Annotated in this window: 10 protein-coding genes and 1 pseudogene; 6 read left to right on the forward strand and 5 right to left on the reverse strand. The window is 52.8% G+C overall.

What is annotated here, in order from left to right; translation table 11 throughout:
- From ACYCUK_RS20750 to ACYCUK_RS20770, 5 genes are all read right to left on the reverse strand, one after another.
- Positions 1-383: integrase core domain-containing protein (locus tag ACYCUK_RS20750; protein ID WP_461596541.1), on the reverse strand; the 383-nt coding region annotated here is incomplete at its 3' end.
- Between the two features lie 23 nt (positions 384-406).
- Positions 407-565: a hypothetical protein gene (locus ACYCUK_RS20755; protein ID WP_461596542.1), complete on the reverse strand. Its 159-nt coding sequence runs from the start codon at positions 563-565 to the stop codon at positions 407-409.
- A gap of 394 nt (positions 566-959) precedes the next feature.
- Positions 960-1379, reverse strand: coding sequence for a ribonucleotide reductase subunit alpha (locus tag ACYCUK_RS20760; protein WP_461596543.1), 420 nt, complete (start codon positions 1377-1379; stop codon positions 960-962).
- Positions 1380-1440: 61 nt separating this feature from the next.
- Positions 1441-2085: a response regulator gene (locus ACYCUK_RS20765; RefSeq protein WP_461596544.1), complete on the reverse strand. Its 645-nt coding sequence runs from the start codon at positions 2083-2085 to the stop codon at positions 1441-1443.
- The gene (locus ACYCUK_RS20770) at positions 2069-3994 is read right to left on the reverse strand and encodes a histidine kinase (protein WP_461596550.1); all 1926 of its coding nucleotides are present in this window, start codon (positions 3992-3994) and stop codon (positions 2069-2071) included. The genes ACYCUK_RS20765 and ACYCUK_RS20770 overlap by 17 nt, the downstream gene beginning before the upstream one ends.
- Positions 3995-4541: 547 nt before the next feature.
- On the opposite strand from ACYCUK_RS20770, the gene ACYCUK_RS20775 reads away from it, so the two are divergent.
- The 6 genes and pseudogenes from ACYCUK_RS20775 to ACYCUK_RS20800 all read left to right on the forward strand — a co-directional run.
- A complete protein-coding gene (locus ACYCUK_RS20775; protein ID WP_461596545.1) occupies positions 4542-5498 on the forward strand; it encodes a c-type cytochrome in 957 nt (318 codons plus the stop codon).
- Positions 5499-5535: 37 nt separating this feature from the next.
- On the forward strand, positions 5536-9153 hold the full coding sequence (locus ACYCUK_RS20780) for a nitrate reductase subunit alpha (protein WP_461596546.1): 3618 nt from the start codon (positions 5536-5538) through the stop codon (positions 9151-9153).
- A 12-nt stretch (positions 9154-9165) separates the two neighbouring features.
- On the forward strand, positions 9166-10659 hold the full coding sequence (narH, locus tag ACYCUK_RS20785) for a nitrate reductase subunit beta (RefSeq protein ID WP_461596547.1): 1494 nt from the start codon (positions 9166-9168) through the stop codon (positions 10657-10659).
- Complete coding sequence (locus ACYCUK_RS20790) at positions 10659-11369, forward strand: hypothetical protein (protein ID WP_461596548.1); 711 nt, start codon at positions 10659-10661, stop codon at positions 11367-11369. Before narH ends, ACYCUK_RS20790 begins: the two co-directional genes overlap by 1 nt.
- 1 nt (position 11370) lies before the next feature.
- Positions 11371-12096, forward strand: a complete 726-nt coding sequence (narI, locus tag ACYCUK_RS20795; protein ID WP_461596549.1) for a respiratory nitrate reductase subunit gamma — start codon at positions 11371-11373, stop codon at positions 12094-12096.
- Between the two features lie 144 nt (positions 12097-12240).
- A pseudogene (locus tag ACYCUK_RS20800) lies at positions 12241-12447 on the forward strand (nitrate/nitrite transporter); the annotation flags it as partial.

Genomic DNA, 12447 nt, shown 5'->3' on the forward strand with positions numbered 1-12447 from the left:
GAATTGCCGCCAGCATGCTGGCGGCAATGCGCGGCGAACACCTCCGGTGGCACGTAGCCAAGGGTGCTGTGCGGCCGGTGGTGGTTGTAGTCGTCGCGCCAGTTGTCGATGATTGAGCGCATGTGGCTCAAGCTGGCGAACCAGTGCTGCGACAGGCACTCATCGCGGAAGCGGCTGTTGACGCTTTCGATATAGGTGTTCTGCACCGGTTTGCCGGGCTGAATGAACCGCAGCTCGACGCCGTTCTTCGCCGCCCAGGTCTGCATCGTGCGGCCGGCGAACTCCGGGCCGTTGTCGGTGCGGATCACCTTGGGCAGCCCGCGTTCGGCCTTGACCTGGTCGAGCACCCGCGTGACGTACAGCGCCGGGATCGAGGTGTCCACCGCGATGGATACCACCTCCTTGGCTAGCAGTCGTCCACGATCGTCAGCGTCTTCACCCGCCGACCGCTGGCCAGCTCGTCGAACACGAAGTCCATGCTCCACACCTCGTTGGGCTGCATCGGTCGCACCAGCGGCTGCCGTTCGGGCACCGGCAGCCCGGCATTGGCCTCGCAGGAAGCCAATGATCTGTTCCTCGCTGTAGCGCCTCTTCATCGGTCCAATCTCCTTCTCGGATTGATCGGACTCTAGACCAACCTGCTACGAATCCCTGGGGGCAGCGTATGGGAATTTTTCAGCGCCGACTACTTACGAGCACAATTGTCGAACTCCGGGGGGCAGGCCCAAGGGGGCATCATGAACCACAGTCGTTCAACCCTGCCGCTCGGAGAGGCGTTGCCAGACTCGCCACGCACGGCGCTTTCGAATCGGCTGAAAAAATCATCGATCAGCCCCCTGGCGGTCAGATGGACCGCGCTCGTGCCCATTTTGGCGATCGTGCACCGGCTCGAAACCAGATAAGCCGCGCCGCTGCCGTTGAGCAGTGGCAGAGGCCCGGGGGTACCTACCACGTGGTTTTTAAGTGGTGCTGACACTGACGAGGTGCACTGGTTCTCCGTCGCGATCGAAGGGCAGCATCCCTTCGAATAAACCCGCCCTGATGCATTCGATCATATGGTGCAGAGACGCCTCGGTTTCTTCACTGGTGGGGGCACGACCATCCCGCCAGGAGACCGACGACGTGAACACGAGGGACCACGGCGGGCCGTAGTCGGCTGACTCCGCAGTCAGGGCCTCGAAACTCAGGATCTCATGAGGGTCCTTGTCGACATACATCACAGGCTCAAGCTCGCCACCCTTGCCGGCATGAAATGCGGCTATTTGTTCTGCGCTGGCATTCTCGGGAAGCGTGGCGCCGATAAATACGAGTAAAAGGCGTTGCGGCTCGGATTCGCGACGTGCAAATTCCAGAAGATCATTAAAGTTATTGATTTCCATGACGTCCTTCAACCGATGTCAATTGTGCAAGCGATGTTTTAATCAATTCAGTATATGCAACTCAGATGTTTCCAACGGCCCATACGGCAGCTTGCGTGCGTGAATTAACATTGATTTTTTTGAGAATGCGTTTGACGTGAATCTTGACGGTTCCCTCGGCGATATCCAGGTCTCGAGCTATCTGTTTATTACTCTTCCCTTCTTTGAGGTGGGCGAGCACATTGAACTCTTGTGGTGTCAATTTTGCTGTCTCTTTCGTTTTGGATAAAAGATCTTCCCGTAGCGACACGACTAATAAATTAACTAAATTGTCGCTCAGAGTCATCACACCGGTCTCGGATGTCTTGAGGATGCTGGCGAGCAAGGCTTCCGGTGCCATGTCCTTGAGCAGGTAACCATCAGCGCCCGCACGCAGCGCTGCAGTCAGATTTTCGGCATCATCGGATACCGTGACCATGATCGTCGTGATGCCCGGATAAACGGCCTTAAGCTCTCTCAGCGTGTCGAGGCCACTTATGCCTTTCATATGAAGATCGAGCAGGACCAACGTGGGTTCCAACCGACGCACAAGTTCCAGACCGTCTTTCCCGTTGTCTGCCTCGCCAACGACCACAAGCCGTTCGCTCGCCATCGCGATCAGGTCTTTCAGCCCTTGTCGGAATAACGGGTGATCATCGATGATCACCACTTCATGTATTGAATTCATGCTCGGTGCTGGGGACGATTCGAATGGAGTTGATAAGGGCGCTAGGTGTCAATTGCACGGCAACTCTGGTTCCGCCTTTAGGCTTATTCGCGATGGATATTTCGGCGCGGATGTGGTTAGCGCGCTCGTGCATGATGAGCAGCCCGTGGTGGCCAATCTTTGCGGCCTTTTCGCCAACGCCAATCCCATCATCATCAATGATGAGTTGAACGGTGCCGTTTTCGCCCCCATGCAAACTCACATCGATATGGTTCGGTTTAGCATGTTGAATCGCGTTTGCGAGGGCTTCTCTTGTGATTTGCAGCAGGTTGATTTCCTCGTTAGTGCTCAGCGGGGAAATAGCTGGGTCCACTTGGGTGCGGATGGCAACGGAACCGCGGAGAGAAAACTCGGCCGCGGCCTTTTCGAGTGCAATCGTCAGATTGTCTTCAGCCTTCACGCGGAAAGTCGACAGTAGCTCGCGAAGGTGGTGGTAGGCATGGGCCAAGCCGTCGTCGAGCGAAGCCATGATGAGATCAATTTGCGCGGGATCCTTGGCCTGCACCACGGCTTTTAACCGGCATACCTGGATTCTCATATACGACAGCGATTGCGCAAGTGAATCGTGAAGTTCACGGGCTAGGATCGCACGTTCCTCGTAGACAGACCATCGCTTCGACTGTTCGGCGCGCATGGCCTCGCCGATCGCGATTCCCATGTGGGTCGAGAGGGCCTCTAGTAATTGAATCTGCCAGGGCTCCAGGTCCTGCTCGGCAGAGATGACCCACTGGAGAACACCGTAACTGGTGTTGGTATCGTGTAGAGGGAGTGCAAGCGCGCGCAAATGCTCATGTTCGAATTCGCGCCAGCGTATGGTATGGGTCCCTTGGCAGTCCGAACAATTCGAGATCTGGCACAGTTGGTGACTGCCCGCAGTGAATTTGAGTGATGTTCGGGTATCACTGTGTTTACCGTCGGCAGCAAGGCACACGAGACCGTGGCCGACGCCGATGGCTTTCTCGAAGTCGTTCAGCAAGGCTAGATGTGTGCCCGAATTAACTGCGCTGGGATAGAGGCGCCCGATCGACCGATAGAGCAACTCGAGCGACTTGTTGCTGCGCGCCAGGGATTCTGTTTTCTCCGCGACCTTACGTTCGAGATTCTGATAGAGCTTGTCGAGATCTTCTGCCATTAAATTGAACGACAGGCCGAGTCCGTCGAGGTCGTTTGCGGCGTACTGGGCGACGCGCACCGAGAGATCTTGCCTGCGTATCTTTTTGGTGGCCTCCTGGAGTTCTTTCAGGGGGACGAGAACCTCTGCGCGAGTGACATAGATCGTGGCCGCAATGCCGACGAAAACAGCGGTGATGGCGAGGCTTTGGATGAGCCGCAGCAACGCGAGTTTTGCTTCAACGTTGTCCTGCAGCAAAGTGACCAGATTATTGATCGACGTGACGAAACTCCGTGCTTGCGTCAAAAGCGCAGCCCGAGCTTGCTCGCTTTGTCGGGTTTCGAGCCCGAATCGTGATGTGTTGGCCTCGGCGATGAGCAAAGGGCGCATCCGCTGCTGCCAGGTCGCGAGCATGCTGCGGTAGGCATGTGCACGCCGGTCGAGCTCATCGGATGGAATGAATTGGGTGAGGGTCGGTGATGCCAACGTGGCTTCGAAATCGCTGAGTGATGCCTCCAAATTGCTGATTTGATCGGGGCCGCTGCGCGCGGGCATTGCATCGAGCATTGCGACCGCGCGGTAGGTCTTCATCCGCAACGACCCAGCAATGTTGATGGCGGAAGCTTCGCCACGTGCGCTGTCGGCGATGACTAGGGAACTGATCAAACTCGTCAGGGAGAGGAGCGCGATGAGAAGGAGCATTCGCGCCAGCCGCGCCAGTAGCGACTGTCCCCAGAACTGCCGGTGCAAGCGAATCATGGTTTCCACGGAGTTGGGCGTTGCGCTTATGGCAGGCTGAATGAGGGGCTTCGCACGAGGCAATCAGTGGTTGTCCCGTGCACCAGGAAACTGCAGTCATTATGAACCTGCCGAGGACCAATCGGAGGCGCTCTCACATCGTGTTGTCAGTACATGTGGGCCCACGATCTTGGCCGGTACCTCTTTGGGGCTGCGCAGCGCCATCTTGTCGATGCAATGGATCGAGGTAAGGAATCGCTCGCGTATGGGCGAGGCGAGGCGAGGCTATACACGATATGGCGCCTGTATTCGACCGCGTGCCTCTACTCCCTCTGCTGTGGTTCTTGTATCGGGCTGCTGCGGCCCGACGGGCATGATGTATTGCGGGCCCCGTTGCATTGGGGAGCCGGCAATTGCTTCGGGGGTACCGCGAAAAACCCGGCCAGAGGGGAATCGGCGGTAGTGATTTTGAAAATGCAGCCGAATCAAGAGCTTGCACAACTACTCCCATACCTCGATAGGGGTATATCAACGCCTTTCATGACGTTTCCCTGCAGTAGGCAACTGCATGGCCAAGGCCTATCGTCCAAGTCATTCAAGTCCGCAGCAGGAGAAACTCATGAGAGGGTTGTCGTATCAACACGTGGCCCGCGCCAAGGCAGGACCTCGCCGGCATTTATGGATGAGCGGGGCCTTCGTATTGCTGGTTGCGATGTATCTGGTGAACATGACCCAGGCTTTTGCCGACACGGGCAAGGCCATTTTCGAGCAGCGCTGTGCTCAATGTCACACGATCGGTGGCGGAAAGCTGGTTGGGCCGGATTTGAAGGACATCGAGGCAAGCCGCAAGACAGACTGGCTGTTGCATTTCATTCAATCCCCCCAGCGGGTGATTCAGAGTGGTGATTTGGCGGCGAAATCGCTTGCCGCCCAATACGGCATGGTGATGCCAGATCAAGCGCTGTCCAGCACTGAAATCCGTGGCATCCTGACCTACATTTCCCAAACTTCTCAAGGTGCAATCCATGTTTCGGCACCGCTGACGGCTACGCCCGCTGCAGCCGCACAGCCAAGCTCTTTGCAGATCATGGCAGGCTCCAGGCTTTTCACCGGGCAAACGCGGCTTACCCATGGCGGTGCAGCGTGCATCTCTTGTCATGACGTCAACAACTCCACGATCGGCATCGCCGGTGGAAAGCTTGCCGTTGGCCTAACGGGGATCTACGGAGCCATCGGCGCCGACGGCATCAAGGCCATGATCACCTCGCCCCCTTTTGCGCCGATGGCTATGGCCTACAAGGATCATCCTGTCACGACCGCAGAAACAGTGCAGTTAATTGCCTTCCTGCAGGCGGCAAATACATCCAAAGCAACGCAAGCAGGAACGCGTGTCGCGAACCACATGCTCGCAGCAGGGGGCTTGGGGATGCTTGCAATTTTGGCGGTCATGAATCTGATTTGGATCAGGCGAAAAAGAGTTAGCACTAAGCATTTGATCTATGCGCGCCAGGTCAAGACACATTGAATCAGACGCCCAATATTCGACAAGAAACGAGGACATCATGAGCTGGATCAAAGACATTATTTCGCCAAAAACAAGATCTTGGGAAGAGTTTTATCGGAATCGTTGGCAGCACGATAAAGTCGTACGTAGCACACATGGCGTCAACTGCACAGGAGGTTGTTCCTGGAACGTGCATGTGAAAGATGGAATTGTCGTCTATGAAACACAGGCCCTAGATTACCCGCTGCTCGAAAAATCACTTCCACCTTATGAACCGCGGGGCTGTCAGCGAGGCATTTCTTATTCTTGGTACCTCTACAGCCCGATCCGCGTCAAATATCCCCTGATGCGGGGAGCCTTACTCGATCTGTATCGCGAAGAAAAAGAGAAAACCCGTGACCCAGTCCTGGCTTGGCGGAACCTGCAGGACGATCCGGTAAAGCGCAAGCGTTATCAACAAGCACGCGGTAAGGGCGGTTTTCGCCGTGTGCAGTGGGATGAGGCGATGGAGTTGATCAGCGCCGCATCGCTGCACACAGTCAAAAAATATGGTCCTGACCGCCTTGTCGGGTTCTCACCGATTCCGGCGATGTCGATGCTGAGTTTCGCCGCAGGGTCGCGTTTCCTGCAATTGATGGGCGGAGTGCTGCTGAGTTTTTACGATTGGTATTGCGACCTACCCCCGGCCTTTCCCGAAGTTTGGGGCGAGCAGACGGACGTGGCCGAAAGCGCCGACTGGTACAACTCGAAATTCACGGCTGTCATGGGCGCCAATCTCGGGATGACGCGCACACCCGACGTCCATTTTTTTTCGGAATCGCGTCATAACGGCACCAAGACGGTCGTATTTTCCCCCGACTTCAGCATGGTGGCGAAATACGCGGACCAATGGGTTCCGGTGCATGCAGGGGGAGATGGGGCTTTCTGGATGGCTGTGACGCACGTCATTCTGACGGAATGGCATCATCAAAAGCGGACATCTTATTTTATCGATTACACAAAAAAATATACCGATAGTCCCTATCTGGTTGAGCTGCATGCCAATGGTGAGCATTACATCCCAGGCAAACTACTCCGCGCGAACAGGGTCGAAAAATATAAGGATCAGGAAAATGGCGATTGGAAATTTCTAAACATTGATGAACAGACCGGCACACTGGTGATGCCGAAGGGAAGTGTCGGACATCGTTGGGACAAGGCGAAGGGAAACTGGAACACCAAGCTCGAGGATGGGCTCGACGACCAAAGCTATGACCCCCTGCTCACGATGCTCGGCAAGAGCGACGACGTGTTACCGGTTGAATTCACTGAGTATGGGTTGGATCGTAAGGCTTTGCGAGGCGTCCCGGTCAGGTATGTGACAACGGTTTCTGGCGAGCGCATATCCGTTGCCACGATCTACGACCTCATCATGGCTCACTACGGAGTCGATCGTGGCCTGGGGGGAGATTACCCGGAAGACTACAACGATAAGGATGCTGCTTATACGCCAGCGTGGCAGGAAATTTTCACAGGCATCGGGTCAGAAACAGTGCTGCAATTTGCCCGTGAATGGGCGCGCACAGCGGAGATGACGAACGGCAAATGCACCATCATTGTCGGTGCTGGCATCAACCACTGGTTTCACGGCAATTTGATCTATCGAGCAGGAATGATGGCGCTCATGCTGACCGGATGTGTCGGCGTTAATGGCGGGGGGATGAATCATTATGTTGGCCAGGAAAAACTTGCGCCTTCAGACTCATGGGGAAGCATCATGTCAGCACGCGACTGGCAGAGCACAACACGACTTCAACAAGCGCCTATTTGGCATTACATGAATTCTGACCAGTGGCGCTACGACGGCAATCAAAACGAATACAACGCCGCGCCGAGTAACGACACGACGAAACTGCATACCGCAGATTTTATTGTGAAAGCCGTGCGAAATGGTTGGCTTCCGTTTTTCCCCCAATTCAACGTGAACAATTTTGAACTGGTGGAGCAAGCGCGCCAAGCTGGGGCCAGCACCGAGGAGGAAATCAAGAATTACGTCCTAGAAAAACTGAAACTGACCGAGGTGCGATATTCAGTGGCCGATCCGGATGCCGAAATCAATTGGCCACGCGTATGGTTTATTTGGCGCGGCAATGCAATCGGCACGAGTGCAAAGGGCCACGAATATTTTCTCGATCATTATTTGGGAACGCACCATAATCACATTGCTGATGAGGCGGCGAAAGGTAAAGTCAAAGATGTCAAATGGCGTGATGCCGCAGTCAGTGGAAAAATGGACCTGATTATCGACCTGAATTTCAGAATGGACACGTCAGCGCTTTATTCAGACATCGTGCTACCCACAGCCTCGTGGTACGAAAAGGATGATCTGAATTCTACCGATATGCATTCATTCATTCACCCACTAAGCGCGGCAATTCCACCCGTTTGGGAATCAAAGACAGACTGGAATATTTTCCGGGACCTCGCAAACGTTGTGAGCGAGATGGCGAAGAAACATATGCCGGAACCGGTCACCGATATCGTGATGTCAGCGCTCTCGCATGACACGGCCGACGAAATTGCTCAGCCAAAAATGCTTGACTGGACGAAGGGCGAATGCGAGCCGGTGCTGGGCAAGTCTATGCACAAACTCGCGTTGGAAGATCGGGATTACACGCAGATTTATAATAAATTCATTACGCTCGGGCCTAACGTACGTGCAAAGGGCTTGGGCGCACACGGAAATCAATATGATTGCGCCGATTTCTATGACAAGATGCTAGATAACAAAGATCATATACAGACAATTCAAGGCAAGCACTACCCTTCTCTTAAGGAGGATACCGAAGCAATCGAGGCTGTTCTTTATCTCTCATCTGCGACAAACGGAGAGCTGGCGCAACGTGCTTATAAAAATGCAGAGATTAAAACTGGATTAAAGCTATCTCATTTGAGTGAGGCCTCAAAGGGCGTGCTGATCAATAATCGCGACCTGAAAACGCAGCCCCGACGCCTAATCAATACACCTGTCTGGTCGGGCCTGATGGACGATGGCCGGGCTTACTCGGGATTTACCTATAACGTCGAACACAAGGTGCCTTGGCGCACATTGACAGGGCGCCAGCATTTTTATCTGGATCACGACGGCTATATTGCGTTCGGCGAGCACTTGCCAACATTTAAGCCGTCACCTACGCCAGAGGCTTATGGTGACTTACGCCAATCAGTGAACGATGGTAAGGCAAAAATGTTGAATGTCCTGACTCCACATGGGAAATGGCATATTCACTCGACCTATGGTGACACACTGCGAATGTTGACGCTTTCCCGTGGCATGGAACCCTGTTGGTTGAGTGAGGCAGACGCCGAAAGTCTAGGAATTCAAGACAACGATTGGGTCGAAGTCTATAACGATCATGGCGTTTATTGCACCCGCGCTGCAGTGAGCGCACGAATCCCATCGGGAGTTTGCATTGTCTATCACGCTGTTGAGCGCACTTATAGCGTGCCGAAGTCCCAGATCAGAGGTGGAAAGCGAGCTGGAATGAACAACAGCATCACGCGTGTGCATTTGAAACCGAATCTCTGCGTTGGCGGTTATGGCCAGTTTACCTACCATCTCAACTATTGGGGCCCGGTGGGGGTCAATCGCGATACCCATGTGCTGGTCAGGAAAATGGAAACAGTCAACTTCTAAGGGAACAGAATCATGGATATCAGATCGCAAATTTCAATGGTGTTTCACCTTGATAAATGCATCGGCTGCCACACTTGTTCGGTTGCTTGCAAGAATATTTGGACCGACCGCAAGGGTGCGGAGTATATGTGGTGGAATAATGTTGAGACTAAACCTGGAACCGGATACCCAACGCGCTGGGAGGATCAGGAGGTCTATAAAGGTGGATGGGAGAAAGTTGGAGATGAAATAAGGCCAAAAAGCAATAAAAATAAGGTCATTACCCTGAAAAATATCACCTACAACCCGGACATGCCGGTGATGGATGATTACTATGAGCCATGGACTTATAAATATTCTGATCTGTTTGATGCGCCGGAAGGCAATGATCAGCCAACGGCAAGGACAATATCCTTGGTCACAGGCAATCCAATTGATGTTAAAGCGGGGCCGAATTGGGACGACGATCTTGGGGGGACAAAGGATTATGCACGCAAGGACGTCAACCTGGAAAAATTGAGTCCCGAAGAGCAGGAGGCTATGTTTCAGCTTGAACGCCTCACCTTTATGTATCTGCCGCGTATATGTAATCATTGCCTCAACCCAACGTGCGTCGCTTCGTGCCCATCCGGGGCCCTGTATAAAAGGGGTGAGGATGGGATTGTGCTGATCAATCAGGAACGTTGCCGTGGTTGGCGAATGTGCGTTACAGCTTGTCCTTACAAAAAAACCTATTACAACTGGTCGACTGGAAAGTCTGAGAAGTGCGTGCTGTGTTACCCCCGCCTTGAAGCCGGCATGGCACCGGCTTGTTTTCACACATGTGTCGGGCGGATTCGGTACCTGGGCGTGATGCTCTATGACGCCGAGAAAATCGAGTCGACGGCGTCTTGCGATGAGCAGGATCTCGTTAACAAGCATTTCGATATTTATCTCGATCCCTTCGACCCAGATGTGATTAAAAGGGCAAAGGAATGCGGTATCGCAGACTCAACAATCGACGCCGCTCAAAAATCGCCGATTTATAAATTTGTGAAGCAGTGGAGAATTGCACTCCCACTCCACCCAGAATTTCGGACACTTCCTAATCTGTTTTACGTGCCGCCACTCCTGCCGACTATGGGCAAGGTCACAGAGGGGCTTTACAACACGTCCACGAAGTCTTTCTGGGGTGGGATCGAGAACTCACGGCTACCTTTGGAATATCTGGCATCGCTGTTCTCTGCCGGTAACGTTAAGCAAATTGAGACTGTCTTGAAGAAGATGATGGCTGTCAAGATTCACCGCCGCAGAGTGACAGTTGGCGATCTTCCTGAGCAAGAAGTCACCAAGGCGATGCAAGAAGCAGAGATGAGCGAAGAGATGGCGGACGCCATATTCCGATTAACCACCTTGGCGCTGAACGAGGAGCGCTTCGTGATTCCGGCAGCGCATCGGGAGGAAGCGAGTGAATTGCTTGAGGCCACCGATGATCGTAAGGGCAATGTTGGATTTGGTTTTCGTGAAAAGCCGGTTCGGGGTCTTTGATGAATAATAACCTAGAAATTTATAGGCAATTCTCCGCGCCATTCCGCTACCCAGGGCTTGAGTTGATCGAGGAATTAAGCAATTTCAAGGCTCAACTCGAACTATCACATCCGGGCGCGCTGCCGGAGTTTGAAAAATATGTCAGCCACATGCTCGTGCTTGCCCCGACGCAGCGAGAAGAAATCTTTCTCAAGACGTTCGAAGTTCAGGCGATCTGCCATCTGGAGATCGGATATGTGCTGTTTGGCGAGGACTATAAGCGCGGACTCTTTCTGGCGAGCATGAAGGAGGAACACCGAAGAAGATGTCATGACTGCGGACTTGAACTACCGGACCATCTCTCGAATGTACTGGATCTGTTTTCTTGTTTGGATGATGAAGACTTGGTCAAGGACATGGCTGAACTAGCGCTGATTCCTGCTGTTCGCTCGATGCTTTCGGCGTTTGATGAAAAACGAATCCGTGATCGCATCGCTTCTCTAAAGAAGAAACAAGAGGCTATTGTGCAAGAGGAGCTGAACTACGGAAATCCCTATCGGCATGCTCTTGGGGCGCTGTTGATGGTGCTTGATCACGATTTTCCAGGCGTGCCGGAACGACATCGCGGACTGACAGGTAACAATTTTATTCCGATTCATGATTCTAAAGATGGCGAACTCCCGATGTGCGCAATTGCGTGCCCTTCAGTTGAAATGGCTCAAGGAGATTAAGATGAGTTTTCGACAAGCACTGTTCACGATACTGCCATATGTCGCTCTCACGACATTGCTGGTAGGGTCGATTTATCGTTATCGAATGCTGGGTTTTAAGGTGACGTCGCTGTCGTCGCAGTTTCTAGAAAGTCGGAAATTGTTTTGGGGCACCCAACCATTTCATTGGGGGATACTCATTGTATTCCTTGGGCATTTGGCTGCATTCGCCATTCCTCAAACTGTTTTAGCGTGGAACGGCCAACCATGGCGCCTGCTGGCGCTGGAGTGGACGATGTTTGCCTTCGCGCTGAGTGCAATGTTCGGCCTCGCGGCTTTGATCGTAAGGCGCTTGAGTGATGCACGGTTACGCAAGGTCACGAGCCGTATGGACGTAATACTCTATATTTTGCTGACTTTTCAGTTCATGACTGGGTTGATGATCGCTTATTTTGACAGATGGGGAACATCTTGGTTTTCATCGTCAGTAACACCTTATCTACGTTCGATTTTCATTATGAATCCAAAAGTCGATGCGATCCTGGTTTTACCCGATGTTGTTCAACTGCACATATTATCTGCTTTTGTAATTTTCGGATTAATTCCTTTCACGCGCTTGATCCACTTCACAGTGTTCCCGTTGAATTACACATGGCGGCCGTATCAGCAGGTAATTTGGAATTGGGTTGGAAAAAATAGGCGGAACACCAGAGATCTTAGGGTTGGCGTGAAGCCTAAGAATAATTGAAAGACTTGAGCGAAACGGATGCTGTAAAAGCGTAACTGCAGGCGATATAGTAAGAAAATCAAGATTGGCTCAGTCAGAAGTCTTTCTCTGCATTTTCGTAAAAAAACTGCGAAGCAACTCTTATAACTCTACTGGGGCTTGAACATGTCTAGAAATCTCATTATTGAGTGGACTCCTGAAGACGAAGCGTTTTGGCGCCGAAAGGGTCGGAATATTGCTCTACAAAATCTTTGGATTTCGATCCCTGCACTTACTTTGGCCTTTGCAGTCTGGATGGTGTGGTCGGTCGTCGTGGTGAAATTGCCCGCGGTTGGATTCAAGTTCTCGACCAATCAGTTGTTTTGGCTAGCT

The sequence above is a fragment of the Thiomonas sp. genome, assembly GCF_054608695.1.

Bases quoted from the DNA above. Each gene is read 5' to 3' on its own strand.
- ACYCUK_RS20760 (WP_461596543.1), bottom strand. From the start codon at position 1,379: ATGGAAATCAATAACTTTAATGATCTTCTGGAATTTGCACGTCGCGAA.
- ACYCUK_RS20765 (WP_461596544.1), bottom strand. From the start codon at position 2,085: ATGAATTCAATACATGAAGTGGTGATCATCGATGATCACCCGTTATTC.
- ACYCUK_RS20770 (WP_461596550.1), bottom strand. From the start codon at position 3,994: ATGATTCGCTTGCACCGGCAGTTCTGGGGACAGTCGCTACTGGCGCGG.
- ACYCUK_RS20775 (WP_461596545.1), top strand. From the start codon at position 4,542: ATGGCCAAGGCCTATCGTCCAAGTCATTCAAGTCCGCAGCAGGAGAAA.
- ACYCUK_RS20780 (WP_461596546.1), top strand. From the start codon at position 5,536: ATGAGCTGGATCAAAGACATTATTTCGCCAAAAACAAGATCTTGGGAA.
- narH (WP_461596547.1), top strand. From the start codon at position 9,166: ATGGATATCAGATCGCAAATTTCAATGGTGTTTCACCTTGATAAATGC.
- ACYCUK_RS20790 (WP_461596548.1), top strand. From the start codon at position 10,659: ATGAATAATAACCTAGAAATTTATAGGCAATTCTCCGCGCCATTCCGC.
- narI (WP_461596549.1), top strand. From the start codon at position 11,371: ATGAGTTTTCGACAAGCACTGTTCACGATACTGCCATATGTCGCTCTC.